The following is a 22,318-nucleotide window of genomic DNA, read 5'->3' on the forward strand; positions in this document are numbered from 1 at the left end:
CAAAAAGGAGTAACGATTTCGTGGACGTGCAACAATTTGATTTTGATTTACCAGAGCATTTGATCGCCCAGCACCCGCTAGAAGACCGAACTTCATCGAGATTGCTCGTGTTAGAGAAACAAACAGGCAATATCGTTCATCAGCAATTTACCAATTTAATCGATCATCTCCAAGCAGGGGACGTACTCGTCATGAATGACAGCCGCGTTTTGCCTGCCAGATTGATTGGTGAAAAGGCTGAGACTGGTGCGAAAATAGAAATCCTTTTGTTAAAATCACTTGGTGACGATCGCTGGGAGACGCTGGTGAAGCCCGGTAAGCGGATGAAGCAGGGGACAGAAGTGGTTTTTGGTAACGGTCTTTTGCGTTGTGTTTGTGAAGACGTGACAGAGACAGGTGGACGAATCGTGCGCTTTGTGTACGAGGGTATTTTTTACGAGATTCTCGACCAATTAGGCTCGATGCCTTTGCCACCGTATATTCACGCGCAACTGGAGGACAGTGAACGTTACCAGACAGTCTATGCGAAGGAGCGCGGTTCAGCAGCAGCTCCGACAGCCGGGCTTCATTTCACGAAGCCGTACTTGGAGCAAATCGCTGCCAAAGGAGTACAGCTGGCTTATGTAACACTGCATGTTGGACTTGGGACTTTTCGCCCTGTATCAGCGGATTCCGTGGAAGAGCATGTTATGCATGCGGAGTACTATCAGATTCCCGAGGACACAGTAGAGCTGGTGAACCAGGCAAAAGCAGAAGGTAGAAGAGTAATCGCTGTCGGGACGACATCCTGCCGAACATTGGAGACAGTAGGGCGCGCGAATGGAGGAAAGCTGGTGGCAACCTCTGGTTGGACGGATATTTTCATTTATCCGGGTTACACTTTTTCCATCCTGGACGGGCTACTGACAAACTTCCACTTGCCGAAGTCTACGCTCGTTATGCTAGTGAGTGCTTTGGCTGGAAAAGAGAATGTGATGCGTGCTTACAAAACGGCTGTGGAAGAGGAGTATCGTTTCTTCAGTTTTGGCGATGCGATGCTAATTTTATAAAAATGTGAACAACCCACCTGTATAAGTGTATACTTATTAGTCAGGTGGGTTTACTTCACCCAGAAGTTTTTCTATAATAGGTAAGACTTACATACATAGCTTGAGGAGTGCAAAGATTTGGCTGTACGCTACGAGTTAATCAAAACATGCAAGCAAACTGGTGCACGTCTCGGTAAGCTACATACACCTCATGGGACGATTGACACCCCTGTCTTTATGCCTGTCGGTACACAAGCGACAGTAAAGACGATGAGCCCCGAGGAGTTAAAAGCGATTGGTGCGGGCATCATCCTCAGTAATACGTACCATTTGTTTCTTCGTCCAGGGCATGAAATTGTTCGCGAGGCAGGCGGACTGCACGGCTTTATGAATTGGGACCGTGCCATTTTGACTGATTCCGGCGGTTTTCAAGTATTTAGCCTTAGTAACCTCCGCAAGATCACGGAGGAAGGAGTATCCTTCCGTTCCCACCTAAACGGAGAGAAGCTGTTTATTGGTCCTGAAGAGGCTACACAGATTCAAAACGCGTTGGGTGCCGATATTTTCATGGCATTCGATGAGTGTGCTCCTTATCCTGCGGAGTACGATTACGTAAAAAAATCAATGGAGCGAACAACCCGCTGGGCAGAGCGTTGTCTGAAGGCGCATACTCGTCCAAACGAACAAGCGCTGTTTGGTATCGTTCAAGGTGGAATGTTCAACGATTTGCGCGCACAAAGTGCACGAGATCTCGTTTCCATGGATTTCCCAGGATACGCGATCGGCGGTTTGAGCGTGGGAGAACCGTTTCCTTTGATGTACGAAGTGCTGGAGCATACCGTTCCACTGCTTCCAACAAGCAAAGCTCGCTATTTGATGGGGGTTGGTTCACCAGATGCTCTTATCGAAGGAGCGATCCGAGGCATCGACATGTTTGATTGTGTGTTGCCGACAAGAATCGCCCGCAATGGGACATGCATGACAAGCCAGGGAAGACTGGTCATCCGCAATGCAAAATACGCGCGCGACTTTACCCCGCTTGATCCAAATTGCGATTGCTACACCTGCAAAAATTACACACGTGCTTACATCCGACACCTGGTCAAGTCGGAGGAAACCTTTGGCATCCGATTAACTACCTACCACAACCTGCACTTCTTGGTGAAGTTAATGGAGCAGGTGCGTCAGGCGATTGCCGAAGACCGCTTGCAAGATTTCCGCGACCAGTTTTTCGCTCAATATGGATTGGGTGAAGATAGATCTTTTTAATCGAGGGGGATTTTTTTCATGGATGGCTTGACTCAGTTTTTACCGATTATCATCATGTTTGCGATTTTTTACTTCTTGCTGATTCGTCCGCAACAAAAGAAGGCAAAACAACGCAACGCTATGCTTGCTGCTCTGAAAAAAGGCGACAAGATCGTAACAATCGGTGGAGTGCATGGAACGATCCAAGAACTGTCTGATGATACAGTTACGTTGCGTATTGCTCACAACGTAAACGTTACTTTTGATCGTGGAGCGATCAACAATGTAGTTTCTTCCAGCAACGAACCTGCGAAGAGTGAACCAGCGAAGAGCGAAGAGACAAAAGAAGAATCCAAATAATACATGCGAAAAGCAGGTGGGTGATCCACCTGCTTTTTTCTGTCTTGTTTTAGCGGCGAGGCTTGATAATTTTAGGTTTACTGCCTTTGTGCTTGTTGTTGGAATTGGCCGAATTCACGCCGAGAATCCCACCTAACGCGGCCACTCCAAAAGCGCCGAACAAGAACAGGAAGATCCCCCATTGCATTGGTGCGTCAAAGCCGAGGAAGCCGATCAAGAGGATGAAGAGGAAGTATGTGAGTCCGGTAAGTCCGCCGTAATACCAGCCCTTGCCGCCACAACGTCGTCCTGTAACGAATCCCCCAATCAAGAGGGCGATGGCATTGATCACGTACGTAAAATAGGGCAGCGTGCCTTCCCGTATCGAGGTAAAGCTAAGAAGCAGGGTCGCGAGCAACGCTCCAATTAAAACTAGACATGTCGTATACAAGAGACCGGTCAGTACAGATGTGGATGCACTTCGCACGGTATGTACCCCCTTATTGGAAGTGTTTGTACATCTATATGAGAGGCTTGGCTCACGTATTCATCTTCGCGTTGAACATTGATAGGAATTTTCGTATGATGGATGGGGAACGAGACGGGGGTGAGGAAGATTGATCAAAACGTACTTTTATAACCACTCTGAACAGAAGATGTTTCACGACGTTGATCTGGCAACGAAAGATCAATGGCTGAAATCACCAGAGGATTTGCTCTGGATCGATCTGTATGATGTGGGAAACAATGAACTGCCCTATATTGCCAAGATTTTCGACTTTCACCCGCTGGCAATTGAGGACTGCCTGCACGTCAGTCCACGTGCCAAGGTAGACAAGTACGATGACTACTATTTCTTCGTTTTTCACGCCCTGCGTTACAATGAAGAAAGCGATGACGAGATTACAACGGTAGAACTGAACGTTTTTCTCGGCCCTAACTACATCGTGACGATCCACAAGTCTCCGATGAATACCATCGGTCGGATCGCTGCCATGTGTCACCGCAACATTTCTTACTTGAACAGAGGTCCCGACTATTTGCTGTATGCCATAGTAGACGGGATTACCGATGAATACTTTCCCATTATTGATCGGATTAGTGTGCGGATTGACGAGCTGGAGGACGAGATTTATGAACATCAGATGGAGGAAATTACCGAAGAGTTCCTGGCGCTGAAGCGAACAATTATTTTAATCAGGCGTGTGATTATGCCGCAAAAAAGAATTTTCGCGAACGTCAATGGCCGTTACTCCTTCGATATTTCCGAGGAAAACGTTCCGTTCTACACCGACCTAACAGACCACTTGGAGCGGATTTCGGATTCAACGGAAACCTTCCGTGATCTGGTAAACGGTGCGTTGGATACGTACTACACCATCATTAGCGCCAAAACAACGGAGACGATGCGAGTTCTTACCATCATCTCCACGATCATCCTACCGTTGACATTTATCACCGGACTGTTCGGGATGAATACTTTCGCATGGCTGGGAGAAGAAGCAGAACCTTATATGCTGATCGTGGCACTCGTGATTATGCTAGCCATGACGTTTGCCATGCTTCACATTTTCCGCAAGCGAAAGTGGCTGTAATTGGTGCTAATACTTTCCCTGCCCCCTGTTGAACACTACTATCAAATGTTCTTTGGGGGGCAGCGTAAGTGGATAATATTACTATGGTGTTACTTCGCACCCTTTTCTCGTATTTTTTCCTCCTGATTTTAGTGCGGTTAATGGGAAAGCGGGAATTGGGAAAGCTGTCCGTTTTTGATGTGGTCATCTCGATCATGCTTGCAGAAATGGCTGCACTGGCGATTGAGGATGTCGATAAGCCTGCTCTTCGGTTTTATTTGCCGATGCTGTTGATTGCCTTGTTGGAAGTCGCCTTCGCTTATCTGTCATTAAAGAGCAAGAAATTCCGCGATACAGTGGACGGCTCTGCCGATTTGATTATAGAAAATGGGCAAATCAGGGAACATGCGATGCGTCGCAATCGCTTGAACATGGATGATTTGATGGTACATCTGCGGCAAAAAGACGTAAAAAACATTGCGGATGTTGAATTTGCGCTGTTGGAGCCAACTGGACAGATGAGTGTGTTTTTAAAGGAGCAAAAAGAAAAGGTCTCGAGGGAAGATCTCGCGTTGATGGAGAAGCCACAGGTCGGTCTTGTCTCGTACAAAGGTCTGCCCATCCCGCTGATTCTCGATGGAAAGGTGAGAACGGAGGCCTTGAACAAGATCGGACAAAACGAGCTTTGGCTCAAACGAGAAATCCGGAAATACGGAATCAAAGACATTCGAGAGGTGTCTTTTTGCAGCATTGACGAGCGTGGCATCATGTATTTGGACAAAAAAGACAAGCCGCAGCAATAAGTGCTAGCGGCGAGGGAAGAACACGGCGAGTTGTTCGCCAATCCACGGAATGCGACGTACGTCTTGCTTGCCCAAGACGCGCATGGCGACGAGCAGGACAATGTACAGCAAGGTGCTAATGAAGGTGCTTGCAGTCAATAGCTGTCCAATCGAAATGTCCATAAACCAGTGCCTGGCAATGTAGGAACCGGAATAACCCATGAGAAGCATGGCGATCGCGATTTTGCCGAATTCCCGAAGGTCGATCGTAAAACCGATTTTTTTGATCAGGCTAGCAAAATGCAATAACGTCCCAAGCGTAATGCCGATATTAAGAGCAATGACAGCGCCGTGAATGCCGAATGCTGGATGAGCCGTGAAAAAAAACATAGCGACAGTTTTGACAATGGCACTGATCAGCGTATTTCGAAAGACGACCTGAGCGTAATCGAGACCTTGCAAGGCGGCGGCAAGCGGTGCTTGGAAAAACAGGAAGACGGAGAACGGTGCCAGCTCTTTTAACAGCACGCCAACCTCCCGATATTCATTGCCGTAGAGCAGGACACATAAAGGTTCTGCAAAGATAGTGAGCAAGACGGTACAAGGTGCTCCGATGACGAGTGTAATCCGCATGGCTTGATAAATGCGGCGATGCACGAGTGGAGCATTTTTTTGATAGGCAGCTTCAGCAACGGCAGGAACGAGGGAAACGGACAAGGAATACGTTAAAAAAGTAGGAAAAAGCAGCAAAGGAACGGCCATCCCGGCAAACTGTCCGTACAAACCAGTAGCAGTCGAGGTGGTAAAGCCTGCAATGACCAGTGCGTATGGCACAAGCAACGGCTCTAGCACGTAAGCAATGGAGCCGATGACGCGGCTAAGCGTGACAGGGAGAGCGACATGGATGAGTTGCGACAAGCTCTTTTTGCTTGCTGAAACCGTCATCAGAAGAGGCTTATCCAAAAGCTGAGTTGCTGCTTTTTTGCTGCCTTTGCGATACTGCCAGAGAATGTACAAGAGTCCGGCGGCTTCTCCAAAAATAATGCTGGCGACAGCCCCTGCTGTGGCGTACTCAATGCCTGCCGAAAGAAACGACATCGTCATGACAACGACCAGTGCCATTCGGACGACTTGCTCCACGAGTTGGGAGACGGCAGTAGGGATCATGTTTTGCTTGCCTTGGAAGTATCCTCGCAGGACAAGGGAAATGCCGGAAATCGGGATGACCGGAATGGCTGCAAGCAGAACGATGTGTGCACGAGGGTCTGTGAATAGCATTTCGGAAATCCATTGAGAGAACAAGAGGAGCAGGACGCAAATGAACAGGCTAATCCCGCCAGCGACCGACAAGGCTAGTAACAAAAACCGGCGAGTCTGCTGCGGATTATTAGCTGCTTCCGTCTCTGCCACTTGCTTTGCAATGGCAACCGGAAGTCCGAATGTCGTCACAGTAATCAGAAAGTATAAAAGGGGCACAACCATCTGATAAAGCCCCATTCCTTCCGCTCCGATAATGCGCGACAACACGATCCTGTGAGCAAAGCCAAACACTTTGGTGATGCCACCAGCAATAATGAGGATGACCGTTCCGTAAAAGAAGGATTGTTTCATGGAAGGCTCCTTTGCAAGGATAAATTCACTCAGTAAAGAATATGGACGTGCCGCTGTCGGCATGACTACTTTGAGGGGGAAATTGGATGGACCAAGCGCAAAAACAGGAATGGTATGGGCAAGTGGCAAGCCTTTGTGTAAGCAAGGCAGAGGAATTTGCTCTTTTGGGGTACGACAACGTGGCGCCTGAAGATGTTTGGGAATGCGTCACGAACGGCTATAAAGAAATGCCACCGATCCACCAGCTTGTCAACGACATATTGTCTCTAAAGCCAAACAAGTACATGAATTACCTCATGATACAAATGTATAAAAATTCTTAGTAATTTTATAGAAACTTCTGGTCGCCCTCTTCGTATACGTACATGTCGCGAAAAACGCAAGGGGTTGGTTACCATGGTTCACCTTTCCAGCAATAATTGACACGTTTTTTTGTACTTCGTTATAATGGGCATATTGGTTTCTCGTCTAGGACGGGACCCTGTTAGGAAAGAGGGGTATTACTACTATGATTAAATGGGGAAGATTCCTCCTGTTTCTGGTCGTTGTAGGGCTTTTGGCTACGCTCGTAGCAACAACGACCAAGCAGGTGGCAGGAAACATCACACTCGGTCTGGACCTGCAGGGCGGGTTTGAGATTCTGTATGAGGTAGAGCCTCTCGAGGCTGGGCACAAAGTTGATATCGAGCTTTTGAAATCAACAGCACACATGATTGAAAGACGGATTAACATCGGTGGCGTGGCTGAGCCAGTCACCACTACCGAATTGCCAAACCGGATTCGCGTTCAAATCGCATCACAATCAGCGGATCAGGACAAGCTTCGCGAGTTGATCGGGAAGCCTGCTCATCTGACATTCCGTGATGAACATGGCAAGATTATATTGCAAGGAAGTGACTTGGCTCCAAACGGGGCAGCAGTTGGTTATGACGACCTGAAACGCCCGCTCGTAACCCTGAAATTCTCTGACCCGAAGAAGCTAGAAGACGCCACACGTGCAAACCTGCACAAGCCAATGGCGATCTTTTTGGATGAGACGATGCAAACTAATCCGACCATTCAATCGGTCATTTCTGGTGGTAGCGCGCAAATTACTGGAAATTACACACAGGAATCGGCACAGGAATTGGCTGATCTACTGAATTCCGGTGCGATGCCAGCCAAATTGATTGAGAAGCAAGTAACCTCCGTGGGTGCTTCCTTGGGAACTCTGGCTCTGGAGAAAACCTTGTATGCAGGATATATCGGGGCTGCGCTGATCTTTATTTTCATGCTAGTTGTATACCGTATGCCAGGTATGATTGCAAACATTACCTTGGCTGGATTTACTTATTTTTGTATGGTCGTACTCGACTGGATGCATGCAACGCTGACGCTGCCAGGTATTGCTGGATTTATTTTGGCGGTAGGGATTGCCGTGGATGCCAACATTATTACCTATGAGCGCATCCAGGAAGAAATTCGTTCTGGCAAGACGGTTCTCTCTGCCTTCCGTGCAGGTGAACGCCGTTCCTTGATTACGATTATCGATGCTCATGTGACGACACTGATTGCAACGGGCGTTCTGTTTTTCTTCGGGACGAGCTCCGTACAAGGCTTCGCTGTTGTATTGGCGATGACGATTATCGTAAGTATCATTACCAACGTGTTTGGGTCCCGCTTCCTCCTCTGGCTGGTTGTCCGTTCCAACATGTTTAAAAAGCCGTTTTGGTTCGGGGTAAAGGAGAGTGAGATCCGTGAGCTATGATAAAGACCATACAGTAATCAGATTTGACATCGTGAAAAATCGCAGGAAGTTTTTCATCGCTTCCTCTGTGATTATTATCATCGGCCTTCTGTTTACGCTATTTCAAGGACTTCACCTTGGCGTTGACTTCAAGGCAGGAACTCGCTTGGATCTTTACATTGGAAAACAATTCAATCCGACAGATATAGAAGCAGTGATCAAGAAAGAGGTTCCTAATGTGAATTTCAGCGCGGTCACTCCGTACGGGGAAAATCATGGTCAGGCCTATACACGTTTTGACCAAACCATTTCATCTGACACACTGATGAAAGTGGAAATGGCTCTCAAAGCAAAATATGGTGAGCAGGTCTCGAAACAGGTTTCGTCGGTTGATCCGAGTATTGCGCAAGAGATGGTGAAAAAAGCAGGGATTGCGGTTGCGATTGCTGCTGTGGGTATTGCCATCTACATCGCGATCCGATTCCAATGGCTGTTCGGTATTGCATGTGTCGTGGGGCTTGCCCATGACGTGTTTATCCCGATTGCATTGTTCTCTATCCTCGGGTTGGAGGTAGACATTACCTTTATCGCCGCGCTTCTGACGATCTTGGGTTACTCGATTAACGATAAAATCGTTATTTTCGACCGGATTCGGGAAAACTTGAGAACGATGAAATCCAAGACAATTCCTGAACTGGAACATCTGGTAAACGTGTCACTGTGGCAAACGATGCGCCGTTCTGTATACACGGTAGCGACTGTATTCTTCACAGCTCTTGCACTGGCTGTTTTGGGAAGCGAGAGCATCCAGAACTTCTCCTTGGCCCTGCTGTTCGGTCTGGTGAGTGGTACGTATTCCTCTATCTTTATTGCAGCCCAAGTATGGGTGAATTTGAAAGAACGGAATATGAAAAAGAAAAAAGAAGGAATGTAAAGGTGGATGAAACCGCAGGGAACCCTGCGGTTTTTCTATTCTCTGTTTCTGTATTTGCTGCAGTTTGAAGCCGTATGAGAGTTTTGCATAAAACGGTATGTTTTATGCAGTTGTCAGCTTCCTGCTCCATCCTCTATAATGAATGAGGATTGGAGGAAAGCCCATGCTGAAAGCGAAAACACGCTGGAAACTGGCCACCTATGATGAGCAGCTTGCTGCTAGTATTGCCGCAGATTGCCAGCTTACTCCGCTCGTATCAAAGCTACTGGTGATACGTGGCATTGACACATCACAAAAGGCTCGTGATTTTTTGCAAGCCGGTCCAGAATTGTTTCATGACCCTTTCTTGCTGGATGGAATGGAACAAAGCGTGCATCGCATTCAACAAGCCATTCAGAGGCAAGAACCGATTTGCATATACGGCGATTACGACGCCGATGGGGTTAGCTCCACATCGCTAATGGTACATCTACTGCGCCAACTCGGCGCTGTTTTTGACTACTACATTCCCAACCGTTTTACAGAAGGGTATGGGTTACATAAAGACGCCTTGGCGCATCTGCATCAAAGTGGCTATAAACTGATCATCACTGTCGATACAGGGATCAGTGCAGTCGAACAGGTAGCGTACGCGAACCAGTTGGGTCTTGACGTCATTGTAACCGACCATCACGAACCTCCGGCAATCATCCCGGAGGCATTTGCTGTGATTAACCCCAAGAAGCCTGGTTGTTCGTACCCGTTTGATATGTTGGCGGGAGTGGGGGTCGCCTTTAAAGTGGGGCATGCCTTGCTGAAGGAGCCGCCTCTGCATTTGGCAGATTTGGCTGCCTTGGGGACGATAGCGGATCTGGTGCCGTTGGTAGATGAAAATCGCATTCTGGCTCGAGCAGGATTAAAGCGCTTAAATCATACAAGGAACCTTGGGCTGCAGGCCTTAATCCGAGTATGTGGCTTAGCCGATACCGAGCTGTCTGCGGGACATGTAGGCTTTGCGCTTGGACCGCGTCTAAATGCAAGTGGAAGGCTGGAGACGGCTGAATCCGCTGTGAAACTGCTGACGACTTCGGATATGGACGAAGCAGAGAAATGTGCCCAGGCGCTGGACGACTTAAACCGTGAACGTCAGGAAATCGTCGCAGCGATGACCGAGGAAGCTGTACAGATGGTGAATGAGCTGTATCCGCCAGACCAGAACAATGTTCTCGTTTTGGCTAAAGAAGGCTGGAACGTGGGCGTGGTAGGGATTGTAGCTTCCCGATTGGTTGAGCTTTTTTACCGTCCCACGATTGTGCTTGGCATCGATCCGGAAAAAGGAACAGCAAAAGGCTCGGCGAGGAGCATTGCAGGTTTTGATATGTATGAAGGTCTGACTGCTTGCAAGGATTGGCTACCGCACTATGGCGGTCATACGATGGCAGCGGGGATGACCTTGCCTGTAGAAAATCTCGACTTATTACGCCAAAAATTAAACGAGCTTGCTGGAGAGTGGTTGTCCGCTGAAGACTTCACGCCGATGACCAAAGTGGACGTTGCGATGAACATGGAAGAGATCAGTTTGACCGCAGCGGAGCAACTCGAACAGCTCGCCCCATATGGCATGGGGAATCCAACTCCGCTCGTTTTGTTAGAAGAAGTAGAGACACAAGGTATGCGCATCATTGGGCGAGATGACAATCATTTAAAGTGTACATTGAGCAAAGCGGGGACCTCTTTGGATGCAATTGGCTTCAACTGGGCACATGTAACAAAGAGAGTAACGCCCAAGGCACGTTTTCACGTATTGGGAGAATTGTCTGTAAACGAATGGAACGGAAATCGAAAGCCTCAGCTGACGATCCGTGATTTGTCTGTTGGACATCAGCAAGTATTTGACTGGCGAGGCAGCCGTGACAAGATAGAGAAATGGCAGCAAGTGATGGCGGAGTCTAATTCGGTGACTATTCTGTTTCGCGAGGAAAGCTATGAGCCATTGGCAGCGAAAGCAACAAGCGAACAGGTGAATTCCTTGTTCGTGGTTGGTCGAGAAGGGAATATTACAGCCTCATCCAATGTGATTTTGTATGATTTGCCGACGCGCCGTTCTGACTTGGAAGTGGTTCGTGTCTTGCTCAAACAAGCGGAGCGCATTTACTGTTTGTTTGGTGATCCGGATTTAGGAATGGAGCGGCTTTCCTGTCCGGGCCGAGATCATTTTAAACAGTTGTACCAGTTTTTCGTTCAGGTGCCAACTGTTAAAAAAATCCATATTGATGCATTGGCCAGAAAGCTGCAATGGAAAAGAAATCTATTAGACGGCATGATCGCCATCTTTATGGAGCTAGAGTTTTTAGTAGAGGAGGCCGAGCAGTACACGCTGCAGGCAAACACTGCCAAAAGGCCGCTCGAGAGCTCTGTGCTCTATGCGAATTGGAAGGAAGAGGCACAGCTTGCTACGGATTTATTACTATCTTCTTCCGATGCAATGATTCAAGCGCTTCATCAATTGGTGGAACCAACCACCGTTTAGGAGGAATTTTTCATGGATTTTAAACAATACATTCGTGTTATCCCAGATTTTCCACAGCCAGGTATTCGTTTCAAGGACATCACTACTCTGTTGAAAGATGGCCCTGCTTACAAAGCTGCGATTCAAGATTTGGCGGTCTTCGCTCGTGAAGTACAAGCAGACGTGATTGCGGGTCCAGAAGCTCGTGGATTCGTAGTAGGTGCGCCATTGTCGTACGAAATGGGAATTGGCTTTGTACCAATCCGCAAGTCTGGCAAGCTGCCATATGAATCCATCAAGGCGGATTACGACCTGGAGTATGGAAAAGATGCACTGGCCGTACACGTAGATGCGATCCAACCAGGTCAGCGTGTTCTGATTGCAGACGATTTGCTGGCGACAGGTGGAACCATTGAGACAACAATCAATTTGATTGAGCAACTCGGAGGAAAAGTAGTAGGAGCTGCCTTCTTTATCGAACTGTCCTACTTGGATGGACGTAGCAAAATAGGTGAAATTCCTGTCAAATCGCTCGTTCAATATTAATTGATGCAACAAGGAAAAACGGGTCAAATGCCCGTTTTTTTCTTTTTTCTACGACTGTACATACTTTACAGGGGAATTCAGCTTTACAAGACGAACGACATACAAGATAATAGTATGAAATAGACAGACATGATACGTGCAAGTAAGCCTTCGCCTGCGCCAAAAGACTTGGCAACGCCCAAGTTTTCTAGTCGTATAGGAAAGTTCAAGTGCTTCACAGTGCGAAATGCGTCCAGGCTTAAACTTTCCGGAGCGCATCACGAAGTGCCTCAGCTTCTGCTTCCGGCAATACTTCGGTGAAACTTTCCGCTATAATGCGGTCGCTCCTCCGTGAGAAGGCCTCGATCGAGGTTATTTTACTGAGAGGATAAGGGAAGGGAACTATGATTACCGGCATTGATGAGATAGTAAAAAAAGCAAGCACCTATTTATCACAATCGGATATGGACCTGATTACACGTGCCTATCAGCTTGCCGAAAAAGCGCATGAAGGGCAAATACGCAAATCAGGCGTTCCTTACATTATGCATCCAATCGCCGTGGCGGGAATTCTCGCAAACCTGCACATGGATGCGGTTACGATTGCGGCTGGATTTTTGCATGATGTCGTAGAGGATACCGAGATTACGCTTGATCACCTCCGTGAGCAGTTCGGACCAGATGTTGCTCTTCTGGTAGATGGTGTGACCAAGCTGGAAAAAATTAAATACAAGTCCAAAGAAGAACAACTCGCCGAAAACCACCGCAAGATGCTGGTTGCCATGGCACAGGACATCCGCGTCATCATGATCAAGCTGGCAGACCGTCTGCACAACATGAGGACACTTCGGCACATGTCCGAGGAGAAGCAACGAGAGATCTCCGATGAAACGCTGGAAATCTTTGCGCCACTCGCTCATCGCTTGGGGATCGCTTCCGTCAAATGGGAACTGGAAGATACAGCGCTTCGGTATTTGAATCCGCAACAGTACTATCGGATTGTGAATTTGATGCAAAAGAAACGGGTGGAGCGAGAAGCCTACCTGAATGAAGCTTCGGATACGATCAGAGAAAAGCTGGGCGAGTTAAACATTGAGGCAGAAATTTCGGGACGTCCGAAGCATATCTACAGTATTTTTAAAAAGATGACGAGACAAAACAAGCAGTTCAACGAGATTTATGACCTGCTTGCATTGCGGATCATCGTGAATGACATCCGCGACTGTTATGCGGTTCTCGGTATCGTGCATACCCTGTGGAAGCCGATGCCAGGTCGATTCAAAGATTACATTGCCATGCCAAAGACGAACATGTACCAATCCCTTCATACGACAGTGATTGGGCCAAAAGGTGAGCCATTGGAAGTGCAAATCCGCACGTGGGATATGCACCAGACAGCAGAGATCGGGATCGCGGCTCACTGGGCGTACAAGGAAGGCAAAAGCATCGTGCAAGGCTCGTTTGCAGAGAAGCTGGGCAGCCTGCGGGAGATTATCGAAGGTGGGTCAGAAGAAGCTCCGAACGCGCAAGAATTCATGGAGAGCCTCAAGCAGGATCTTTTCTCCGATACGGTTTTCGTCTTCACGCCAAAAGGTGATGTCGTTGAGCTGCCAAAAGGCTCTGTACCGCTGGACTTCTCCTATCGGATTCACTCTGCGGTAGGAAACAGAACGATTGGCGCCAAAGTGAACGGCAAGATTGTACCGCTCGACTACGCGATGAAAACAGGCGATATCGTCGAAATCCTAACCTCCAAGCACTCGTACGGTCCTAGTCAGGACTGGCTCAAGATGGCCAAATCCGCGCATGCCCGAAATAAAATTAAACAGTGGTTTAAAAAAGAGAAGCGGGAAGAGAACGTCGCCAAAGGTCAGCAGATGGTGGAAGCGGAGATCAAATCGCGCAGCTTTGATGTAAAAGAAGCGATGACGGAAACGAACCTGAAGGAAGCGGCAGCCCGTTTTAATTTCCAAGGGGCAGAAGACATGTTTGCCGCAGTCGGCTATGGCGGCATTACGGCTTCGCAAATTGCGACTCGTCTCCTGGACAAACTTCGTCGGGAGCGCGAAGAACAAAACCCGACCATTCCTGAGGTCAAACCGAATCCAGCAAATCGTTCTGCCAAGAGTGAGTCTGGCGTCAAAGTCCGTGGCTTGGATAATTTGCTCGTCCGTATTTCTCGTTGTTGTACACCTGTCCCAGGAGACCAGATTATCGGTTTCATTACGAGAGGTCGTGGGGTATCGGTGCATCGACTGGACTGTCCGAACGTACTGACTGATGAATGTACAGAGCGTCTGATTGATGTCGAATGGGATACCGATTTCAAACATAATTTCCATGTAGAGATCGAGATCACAGGCAATGATCGGAGCGGACTGTTAAACGATGTATTGCAGGTTGTCGCTGAGACAAAGACGAATATTGCGGCTGTCAGTGGCAAGTCCGATAAAAACCGAGTGGCAACGATTCATATGACCATATCGATTAGCAATGTGGATCATTTGTTGAAAGTAGTAGAGCGCATTAAGCGCATCAAAGATATATATTCGGTTCGCCGGATACTGAGCACCTGATCCCTCGTGGATTAGGTGTTCTTGTTTAGCGAAGGGGAAGGATGAATCAGTGTGAGAGTTGTCGTACAAAGAACGAGAGAAGCGAGTGTGACCGTAGCAGGAGAGATCGTCGGACAAATTGATCACGGCTTAATGCTGCTGGTAGGAATTACGAATGAAGACACAGAAAAAGAAGTCGAATTTGTCGCAGACAAAATTGCGAACTTGCGTATTTTTGAAGATGAGGAAGGCAAAATGAACTTCTCTGTTTTAGACAAGGGTGGTCAAATTTTGTCCGTATCACAATTTACACTGTATGGGGATTGCAGAAAGGGCAGAAGACCCAACTTCATGGCTGCTGCACGACCTGAGCAGGCTGAACCGCTGTATGAGCTGTTTAACGCCAAGTTGCGGGAAAAAGGGCTCCATGTGGAAACAGGACGCTTTGGTGCAATGATGGACGTGCGTCTGTTAAATGATGGCCCTGTCACATTGATTGTGGAATCATAAACACAACCAAGGGGATGAAATCATGGCGCAAGAAGCATTGGTTATCGGTGCGAGTGGCATGCTTGCAGAGGTTTCCCGATGGCTGGCTCGCCAAGGCTATCAAGTAACTGTCCTTGGTCGGGATCCAGTCAAATTAAGTCGTATTAGAGACGGTTCCATTCATCCGGAGTCGATTCATTTGCTGCCACAGGACTATCATCAGACAGACAGCTTGCGTCAGGCTATGACCGAGCTCGTAGAGAAGAGAGGGCCGATGGATGTGGTTGTCGCATGGATTCATTCGACTGCACCGCATGCACTCTCGGTGATCGTGGAAGAACTGTCGCGTCCTGAGAAGCACTGGCAATTGCTGCATGTGTGTGGGAGCGGTGCTTGGAAAAATTCACCGAAAGAACCTACATCGGAAGTTTGCCATTATCGACGGGTCATCCTCGGGTTTACATGTTCAGGTGAACATTCACGCTGGCTGACGAATGATGAAATTGCGGCTGGGGTGATTAACGCTCTGCAAACAAATGAACAACAAATAATCGTTGGTCAGGTCGAGCCATGGGAAAAACGCCCCGCTTATTCATCCAGATAACGAAGTCAAATACAAAAAACGATTGCCGAATGCAATCGTTTTTGTCGTTTCAGTACGAAATCGGGTCAGTGAATGTAAGTGGCTGTTGGGAGGATTAGATTTTTGCCAATTAGGTTTGCAGAAATCGGTTTTTTCCCGATTTCTCGTGCCCATATCGAAAGTTGTCCGACATGGTGGATTTCATGAGCAATCATGTGCCGCATAATTTCACCCCATGTGTACGTAGCGATGCTACCGTCTGGTTTCGTATCCTGAAAGGCTCTTGTTTCCATACTTTCATCCCAATTGCGCAAAAATTGAAGCACATCAGGGCGGAAAGTTGCCTCCAGCTCACGAACCTTTTCCAACCGTTTGTAAAGGTTGAAGCTTTCTTGAAAATCAGGCCTTCCCAACATGACTTGAATCCAGCTCCACTCTACATCAATGACATGGAACAGTGTATGCAAAATACCTCCGACACCTCCGAGGCGCGGACGAAGCAATTCTTCCAGTGGAACATCCTCACACCATTTCAGCCATTCTTCACGAACCATCCAATTGTACTCAAACATGGTCTTAATAGAAATCACTCCATTTTCAAAGGTTAACTTGTGATCACCTGCGTCCATACCGTGCGATTACTGATATTGTGATTGTTTTTCATCCGTCATCACTCCTTTCGATGCCTTATGATATTCGCAAATCATTTGGGAATTCCTGCCAGTCCTGCCTTAATGCGATTGGATAGGCCATAAAAGAACCTCCATACGAGTGAGCTTGAGCCAGCTTTTTTCGCATGGAGGTTTTAGTAAGAGAGGGATCAGCCTCCCTGATTGCTTTGTGTATTAAAGTACTGGACAATCCCTTTGAACATACCTTCTGCCGCAAGATCCTGCTGTTTCTCAGAACGTGCGCGAATCTCATCGTTGTAGTTTGATAAGAAGGAGATCTCGGCCAAAATGGATGGCACCGGGTTTTCGCGTAGAACGAAATAGTTTCCGTACCGATAATTCATGTCCTTGTAGTTTGTCGCTTTGACCAGTTCCGTTTGAACCAGGGAGGCGAGCTTGCTAGAGTTACCTTGGCTGTAGTAGAAAATAATCGAGCCATTCGTTGCAGAGTTTGGATGCGTATTATGATGGACGCTGACAAAAATATCAGCCTGATTTTGAATCGCGATGTCGACGCGCTGTTGCAGGGTCAGCTTGCGATCATCAGCCCGTGTCATGATGACTTTGGCACCTGCCGATTCCAACTTGTTGCGCAGGAGCAGAGATACTTGCAGATTGACTGTTTTCTCTAAAGTAGAGAAGCTGGAACCCGTCGAACCGCCATCTGTGCCACCATGTCCAGCATCGACGACGATGACTTTGCCGGCAAGATCATTACTGCGCACCACTGCTGGCGCACCATTCGCAGAAACGAGCCAGCCCGCAATGTAGCCTGTGGAGCCATCAGGGAAGTTTACTTGGAACCACTCGCCTGATTTATTGGCAATCCCGTATTTCTCGCCAGGTTGTACCTGTTTGATAACATCGTGATCGGTGCTCGGACCAGAACGAACATTGGTATCTGGATTCATGATCGTCACGTATGGGCCAGTCGGAGTAGGCATGCTTGGTTGGTTCACCGTAATATGCCAGCCTGCCACCCAGCCAGTTTTTCCGTCCGCCGTGTTGATGCGGTACCAATCTTCTTGTTTTTCCAAAACAGTCAGCTTGCTTCCGACTGATAGTGTAGCTTGAATGGCACTGGTTGTGTTCGGTTCACTTCGCAGATTCAATCCGTCCGTTTTTACTGTGGCGGTTTGACTGGAAGAGGATGGTTGCCCAGTCTGAGGTTGTTTGTTTCCATTTCCATTTTCGGGTAGAGTCGGTTGACCTGTATTCGGGTTGGTTTGATCGGTGGAGAGCCAAGCATTGACTCCATCGTAAGGGAATTGAATCCAACCATTTTGTTTGTTCAAGACCGTGATTTTCTCGCCCGCATGTAGTTGACCGATAGCAGGTGTACTGGCATCCGGCGTAGCGTATACGTACGGAGCGAAATCCAAGGTTAGGCTGGCTCCTTGTACAGCAGGAGGCTTCTGTTGTGAGCCTGTTCCCGCTGGATTGGTCGTTGGGGGAGTACTACCTGTAGAGGGAGGGGAAACTGCTTGTCCCGTACCTACTTCTTTTACAAGCCAGTTTGCTACCCAGCCTTTTGTTCCTGCGTTGAGTTGAATTTGGAGCCATTCGCCACTCGTTTGCACGATAGGGTAGCGCGTACCTGGATTGATCGTTTGTACGACTGCATATGTCTGACCGGGCCCAGAACGAACATTGAGATTCGTTGTGGTGCTCTCCACTTGCTTGGCAGATACAGCTGGTGGTTTCTGTTGCTGTTGCTGTGCGCTGACGAGCCAGTTCGCTACCCAACCGCTTTGACCGTTCGGAAGCTTTACTTGAATCCAGTCATTTTTGGTGGAGATGACAGGCAGCACAGTTTTGTTCGGCAGTGTAGTGACGATAGCGTCTTGGAGGCTGGGACCTGAACGGACATTGAGCTTGTCCACTGTGACCTGAACAGAACCGGCGGCCCAGGCTGCAGAAACGGGGAGGGAAATGGCACAGACGACAGTCAGGAGACTCCTCAGGATCTTTTGACGAACAAACACGATAGACATCCTTTCCGATATACGTAGCTTTTTGAATTCATAGCGTTCTTGCATGTTTTTACCAAAATAATCACTTCGCTCTTTCTCCTGCCTTTTCCTGCAAAAAACGACAAAGTTCTGCATGACTTCCCTGATTGCTTTTCTGTAGCCAAGGCAATACTAGATTTTACTAGACGCTAGCGAACGTAGCTTATCAGGAGGAATTCATCGTGAGACAGTCAAAGAAGGAAACATTCGCGCAAGGATTGAATCGGCAGTTTTTATCTGTCGATTTTCAAGACGATTTAGAGAAAGAAACGTCACTACAAAATGCAGAAATGGCCCAAGATTTTCATCCGGGCTTGCGGGATATCCAACACCCCAGGCAAAAACGGAAATGACCGCTTTTGCCACCTTGCACATGATGCCACAACTTGTCTAGTTGACCCGAGTAATTCTCGTCGGCTATGATGAGGAGTGGCATTTTTGAAAAAAGCAGGTGAACTCCATGATACAGATCATATGTGAGGGACACGCATTCGAGCGGGAACTCTCCTTAATTCTCGCATTATTTTATGAAGATCCAGCGCTCACTTTTGTACCTGAGTGGACAGATGGGGCAGATTTGAAAATCAAGCTGGCATTGACCGTGCATGAAAATGGAGTCGTAGCATCGGGAGAGTTATACGATGGCAAGCGAAGCATCTCCCATCAGGTGGAGCGAAACTATGTAGCACGTGATGAGAAAGCGATGAAAAAGACAGCCAAGCAAGCTCTTTGTTATGCGCTGTTATTGATGCTGGAAGAATATACAGGCATGGAGCAAGGCTGGGGAATCTTGACCGGGATACGTCCGACGAAATTGCTGCATCAGTTGAACGCCGCTGGTGTAGACAGACAGGAAGCACATAAGAGATTGCAGCAGGATGTAATTTTGCGACCATACAAGCTAAAGCTTTTGCAAGAAATCGTAGACAAGCAGCTTAGCGTCGTGCCTGATTTGTATCAGATTGACCGCGAGCTATCGGTATATATCGGCATCCCATTTTGTCCGACGAAGTGTGCGTACTGTACGTTTCCAGCATACGCGATTCGCAGTCATACGGCTTCGGTTAATCCGTTTCTCGAAGGTCTCCATTACGAGATGGAGCGGATGGGAGAGTGGCTTCGCGCGAATGATCAACGGATCACGTCCATTTATTTCGGCGGTGGAACCCCAACGAGTATTACCGCAGATGACATGAACCAGCTATTTGAGACGATGCATCGTTCGTTTCCACACATGGGAGATGTGCGTGAGTTGACGGTTGAAGCGGGAAGACCTGACACGATCACTCGCGAAAAGCTCGATGTGATGAAGCAGTGGGAAGTGGATCGGATCAGCATTAATCCTCAATCGTTTACGCAGGAGACGCTACAGGCAATCGGTCGTCATCACACCGTCGAAGAGACGATTGAGAAGTACCATCTGGCTATGGAGATGGGCTTGACGAACATTAATATGGATTTGATCATCGGACTGCCAAACGAAGGCGTAGCCGAGCTGGCACACAGCCTCCAAGAGGTAGAAAAGCTGATGCCCGCCTCTCTGACGGTTCATACGCTGTCTTTCAAAAGAGCATCTGAGATGACGCAGAACAAAGACCGCTACAAGGTCGCCAGTCGCGAAGAAATTAGCAAGATGATGGAGATGGCCTCCGAGTGGACAGCAGCGAACGGTTATGACCCGTACTATTTGTATCGTCAGAAAAACATTTTGGGAAATCTGGAGAATGTCGGGTATGCCAAGCCAGGGCAGGAGAGCATCTACAACATCATGATCATGGAAGAGGTACAAACGATCCTTGGTCTCGGCTGTGGTGCGGTATCCAAGCTGATGGCCCCAGGAAGCGGCAAGCTGACGCGCTTTCCGAATCCGAAGGACCCGAAAACGTACAACGACACGTACAAGGTTCTGGTGGATAACAAGCTCCGTGATTTGGATGAAATCTATTCTGGCGCGAGAACGGCTGGACAGGTATCTGGGAAGTAAGTGATGGATATACTTGTTCTTAATAAAAAAAGTTTTATTCGAGCGCCTGTTGACGGCTGTTGGCGGGTTTGCTATGATTCACATTAAGCTTTTTTATTGAATAAGAAATGATCTGATGACGGGAACAAGTATCCAGGAACCGGATGCCCAGAGAGAAAGCGCCGTGGCTGAGAGTGCTTTCGTATAACGGCTTGGTGAATGACATCCCTGAAGACCGCAGTGAACGGCTGAAAGAAATCTCTTTCCCCAGTAACTGGCAGGCGTGTGCCGGCGTTAACGGCTAATAAGTGGGATAGCCTTTTGTAATTGTAGGCTATTCAAACAGGGTGGCACCACGGGAGTATAACCAGTCTCTCGTCCCTGACATGCGGCGATTTGCTAAATGTCAGGAGACGAGGGGCTTTTTTATTTGGTCATAAAGAAAAGTTCCTTGATCCTGAAGGTTTGGCTTTAGCCCGAGTTTTTGAAAAGACATGGAGGTTCGAGAGGAATGACAAGAATCCAGATCCCACGCGGTACGCAGGATATCATGCCTGGTACTGTAGAGCTGTGGCACTACGTGGAGGCCAAGGCCCGCGATCTGTGTCGCCGCTCCAATTACGCGGAAATTCGTACACCGCTGTTTGAGAGCACAGAGTTGTTCCAACGGGGTGTAGGCGAGACCACGGATATCGTGGAAAAAGAAATGTACAGTGTAGCCAATCCGCGCAGTACGGATGCCCTCACGCTGCGCCCAGAAGGGACAGCGGGTGTTGTGCGCTCCTACGTGGAAAACAAGCTGTACGGTGTGCCTAATCAGCCGACCAAGCTGTACTACTTAGGACCGATGTTCCGTCACGAGCGTCCGCAAGCAGGCCGCTATCGCCAATTCGTCCAGTTCGGTGCAGAAGCGATAGGTTCAAGCGATCCAGCGATCGATGCAGAAGTCATTGGCCTTGCGATACGTCTGTATCAGGAGCTCGGATTGACAGGACTTTCTGTGGAGTTGAACAGCGTAGGTACGGTAGAAGACCGGGCGCGTCACCGTGAGCATTTACTCGCACATTTGAACGGTGTTCGCTCCGAGCTGTGCGAGGATTGCCAGTCTCGTATCGATCGCAATCCGTTGCGCGTGCTCGATTGCAAAAATGAAAAATGCAAAAGACTGACGATGGATGCTCCGTCCATTTTGGACTACTTGAGCGAGGAATCCGCGGCACACTTCGAAGCCGTACAAAACTATTTGACCGCGCTGGATATTCCGTTTCATGTAAATCCGCGCCTGGTTCGCGGCTTGGATTACTACACACTGACCGCATTTGAAATCAAAATGGCGGAGATCGGTGCGGTAGAAACGCTATGTGGCGGTGGGCGCTACAACGGACTGGTTGCAGAGCTGGGCGGCGACGATATGCCGGGCATCGGATTCGCACTCAGTATCGAGCGTCTGCTATTGGCTCTGGAAAAGCAAGGCGTTCAACTGCCAATCTCGGGTGGCATCGACTGCTTCGTAGTGGTGCAGACACCAGAAGCGAAAACAACAGCCTTCGTACTCGTCGACCAATTGCGCCAGGCGGGGATTGCGGCTGAGCTGGATTATCTGGATCGGAAAATGAAAGCACAGCTGAAGCAAGCAGATCGTTTACAGGCTCGCTTTACTGCGATCATCGGTGAGTCTGAATTAGCGAATGGCACGGTTGTTCTAAAGGAAATGGCAACAGGCGAGCAACAAGAAGTGAAACGCGAGGAACTCATTGCTGTACTCGCTGCAAAAGTAAATCAATAAAACA

20 protein-coding genes and 1 other annotated feature are annotated in these 22,318 nt (G+C 48.3%); of the genes, 16 read left to right on the forward strand and 4 right to left on the reverse strand.

Annotation, left to right across the window (positions count from 1 at the left end; all coding sequences use genetic code 11):
* Positions 1-20: 20 nt before the first annotated feature.
* The 3 genes from queA (at position 21) to yajC (ending at position 2,636) form a co-directional block, all read left to right on the forward strand.
* Complete coding sequence (queA, locus tag HP567_RS12385) at positions 21-1,049, forward strand: tRNA preQ1(34) S-adenosylmethionine ribosyltransferase-isomerase QueA (protein ID WP_173608456.1); 1,029 nt, start codon at positions 21-23, stop codon at positions 1,047-1,049.
* 117 nt (positions 1,050-1,166) lie between these two features.
* Positions 1,167-2,297: a tRNA guanosine(34) transglycosylase Tgt gene (gene tgt / locus HP567_RS12390; protein ID WP_012685587.1), complete on the forward strand. Its 1,131-nt coding sequence runs from the start codon at positions 1,167-1,169 to the stop codon at positions 2,295-2,297.
* 18 nt (positions 2,298-2,315) lie between these two features.
* Positions 2,316-2,636 (forward strand): preprotein translocase subunit YajC, encoded by a 321-nt coding sequence (gene yajC / locus HP567_RS12395; RefSeq protein WP_173608455.1) that lies wholly within the window; start codon positions 2,316-2,318, stop codon positions 2,634-2,636.
* Positions 2,637-2,685: 49 nt separating this feature from the next.
* Here the strand turns inward: yajC and HP567_RS12400 are convergent, their stop codons facing one another.
* Positions 2,686-3,102 (reverse strand): TIGR04086 family membrane protein, encoded by a 417-nt coding sequence (locus HP567_RS12400; protein WP_173608454.1) that lies wholly within the window; start codon positions 3,100-3,102, stop codon positions 2,686-2,688.
* Positions 3,103-3,232: 130 nt separating this feature from the next.
* Here HP567_RS12400 and corA point away from each other — a divergent pair, with 130 nt between their 5' ends.
* Together corA and HP567_RS12410 are read left to right on the forward strand one after the other, a co-directional pair.
* Positions 3,233-4,210 carry a magnesium/cobalt transporter CorA gene (corA, locus tag HP567_RS12405; protein WP_007717563.1) on the forward strand — a complete coding sequence of 326 codons (978 nt, stop codon included), beginning with the start codon at positions 3,233-3,235 and terminating at the stop codon, positions 4,208-4,210.
* A gap of 68 nt (positions 4,211-4,278) precedes the next feature.
* Positions 4,279-4,992 (forward strand): DUF421 domain-containing protein, encoded by a 714-nt coding sequence (locus HP567_RS12410; protein WP_173608453.1) that lies wholly within the window; start codon positions 4,279-4,281, stop codon positions 4,990-4,992.
* A gap of 3 nt (positions 4,993-4,995) precedes the next feature.
* Here HP567_RS12410 and spoVB read toward each other — a convergent pair whose 3' ends face one another.
* Complete coding sequence (spoVB, locus tag HP567_RS12415) at positions 4,996-6,582, reverse strand: stage V sporulation protein B (RefSeq protein ID WP_173608452.1); 1,587 nt, start codon at positions 6,580-6,582, stop codon at positions 4,996-4,998.
* 86 nt (positions 6,583-6,668) lie between these two features.
* On the opposite strand from spoVB, the gene HP567_RS12420 reads away from it, so the two are divergent.
* The 8 genes from HP567_RS12420 to HP567_RS12455 all read left to right on the forward strand — a co-directional run bounded on the left by HP567_RS12420 (position 6,669) and on the right by HP567_RS12455 (position 15,903).
* Entirely contained in the window at positions 6,669-6,905 is a 237-nt protein-coding gene (locus tag HP567_RS12420; protein ID WP_173608451.1) for a post-transcriptional regulator, read from the forward strand.
* A 185-nt stretch (positions 6,906-7,090) separates the two neighbouring features.
* A complete protein-coding gene (secD, locus tag HP567_RS12425; RefSeq protein ID WP_173608450.1) occupies positions 7,091-8,329 on the forward strand; it encodes a protein translocase subunit SecD in 1,239 nt (412 codons plus the stop codon).
* On the forward strand, positions 8,319-9,242 hold the full coding sequence (secF, locus tag HP567_RS12430; protein ID WP_173608449.1) for a protein translocase subunit SecF: 924 nt from the start codon (positions 8,319-8,321) through the stop codon (positions 9,240-9,242). Before secD ends, secF begins: the two co-directional genes overlap by 11 nt.
* 163 nt (positions 9,243-9,405) lie before the next feature.
* Complete coding sequence (gene recJ / locus HP567_RS12435) at positions 9,406-11,751, forward strand: single-stranded-DNA-specific exonuclease RecJ (RefSeq protein ID WP_173608448.1); 2,346 nt, start codon at positions 9,406-9,408, stop codon at positions 11,749-11,751.
* Between the two features lie 12 nt (positions 11,752-11,763).
* Entirely contained in the window at positions 11,764-12,276 is a 513-nt protein-coding gene (locus tag HP567_RS12440) for an adenine phosphoribosyltransferase (RefSeq protein WP_173608447.1), read from the forward strand.
* Positions 12,277-12,659: 383 nt separating this feature from the next.
* Positions 12,660-14,831: a RelA/SpoT family protein gene (locus tag HP567_RS12445; RefSeq protein ID WP_017247578.1), complete on the forward strand. Its 2,172-nt coding sequence runs from the start codon at positions 12,660-12,662 to the stop codon at positions 14,829-14,831.
* A gap of 51 nt (positions 14,832-14,882) precedes the next feature.
* On the forward strand, positions 14,883-15,320 hold the full coding sequence (dtd, locus tag HP567_RS12450) for a D-aminoacyl-tRNA deacylase (RefSeq protein WP_173608446.1): 438 nt from the start codon (positions 14,883-14,885) through the stop codon (positions 15,318-15,320).
* Between the two features lie 22 nt (positions 15,321-15,342).
* Positions 15,343-15,903, forward strand: coding sequence for a short-chain dehydrogenase (locus tag HP567_RS12455; protein WP_173608445.1), 561 nt, complete (start codon positions 15,343-15,345; stop codon positions 15,901-15,903).
* 65 nt (positions 15,904-15,968) lie between these two features.
* Here HP567_RS12455 and HP567_RS12460 read toward each other — a convergent pair whose 3' ends face one another.
* Both HP567_RS12460 and HP567_RS12465 read right to left on the reverse strand, forming a co-directional pair.
* Entirely contained in the window at positions 15,969-16,463 is a 495-nt protein-coding gene (locus HP567_RS12460; protein ID WP_173609119.1) for a DinB family protein, read from the reverse strand.
* A gap of 239 nt (positions 16,464-16,702) precedes the next feature.
* Positions 16,703-18,592: an SH3 domain-containing protein gene (locus tag HP567_RS12465; RefSeq protein ID WP_173609118.1), complete on the reverse strand. Its 1,890-nt coding sequence runs from the start codon at positions 18,590-18,592 to the stop codon at positions 16,703-16,705.
* A gap of 155 nt (positions 18,593-18,747) precedes the next feature.
* On the opposite strand from HP567_RS12465, the gene HP567_RS12470 reads away from it, so the two are divergent.
* The 3 genes from HP567_RS12470 to hisS all read left to right on the forward strand — a co-directional run bounded on the left by HP567_RS12470 (position 18,748) and on the right by hisS (position 22,314).
* The gene (locus tag HP567_RS12470) at positions 18,748-18,918 is read left to right on the forward strand and encodes a hypothetical protein (RefSeq protein WP_012685602.1); all 171 of its coding nucleotides are present in this window, start codon (positions 18,748-18,750) and stop codon (positions 18,916-18,918) included.
* A 107-nt stretch (positions 18,919-19,025) separates the two neighbouring features.
* The gene (locus HP567_RS12475; RefSeq protein WP_173608444.1) at positions 19,026-20,549 is read left to right on the forward strand and encodes a coproporphyrinogen III oxidase; all 1,524 of its coding nucleotides are present in this window, start codon (positions 19,026-19,028) and stop codon (positions 20,547-20,549) included.
* 106 nt (positions 20,550-20,655) lie between these two features.
* Positions 20,656-20,914 (forward strand) — a binding site (T-box leader).
* A gap of 125 nt (positions 20,915-21,039) precedes the next feature.
* Positions 21,040-22,314, forward strand: a complete 1,275-nt coding sequence (gene hisS / locus HP567_RS12480) for a histidine--tRNA ligase (RefSeq protein WP_173608443.1) — start codon at positions 21,040-21,042, stop codon at positions 22,312-22,314.
* The last annotated feature ends 4 nt before the right edge of the window (positions 22,315-22,318 follow it).

Origin of the sequence: Brevibacillus sp. M2.1A (genome assembly GCF_013284355.2) — a bacterium.
GTDB lineage: Bacteria > Bacillota > Bacilli > Brevibacillales > Brevibacillaceae > Brevibacillus.

Bases quoted from the DNA above. Each gene is read 5' to 3' on its own strand.
- yajC (WP_173608455.1), top strand. From the start codon at position 2,316: ATGGATGGCTTGACTCAGTTTTTACCGATTATCATCATGTTTGCGATT.
- spoVB (WP_173608452.1), bottom strand. From the start codon at position 6,582: ATGAAACAATCCTTCTTTTACGGAACGGTCATCCTCATTATTGCTGGT.
- HP567_RS12420 (WP_173608451.1), top strand. From the start codon at position 6,669: ATGGACCAAGCGCAAAAACAGGAATGGTATGGGCAAGTGGCAAGCCTT.
- secD (WP_173608450.1), top strand. From the start codon at position 7,091: ATGATTAAATGGGGAAGATTCCTCCTGTTTCTGGTCGTTGTAGGGCTT.
- recJ (WP_173608448.1), top strand. From the start codon at position 9,406: ATGCTGAAAGCGAAAACACGCTGGAAACTGGCCACCTATGATGAGCAG.
- HP567_RS12440 (WP_173608447.1), top strand. From the start codon at position 11,764: ATGGATTTTAAACAATACATTCGTGTTATCCCAGATTTTCCACAGCCA.
- HP567_RS12445 (WP_017247578.1), top strand. From the start codon at position 12,660: ATGATTACCGGCATTGATGAGATAGTAAAAAAAGCAAGCACCTATTTA.
- HP567_RS12455 (WP_173608445.1), top strand. From the start codon at position 15,343: ATGGCGCAAGAAGCATTGGTTATCGGTGCGAGTGGCATGCTTGCAGAG.
- HP567_RS12465 (WP_173609118.1), bottom strand. From the start codon at position 18,592: ATGCAAGAACGCTATGAATTCAAAAAGCTACGTATATCGGAAAGGATG.
- HP567_RS12475 (WP_173608444.1), top strand. From the start codon at position 19,026: ATGATACAGATCATATGTGAGGGACACGCATTCGAGCGGGAACTCTCC.
- hisS (WP_173608443.1), top strand. From the start codon at position 21,040: ATGACAAGAATCCAGATCCCACGCGGTACGCAGGATATCATGCCTGGT.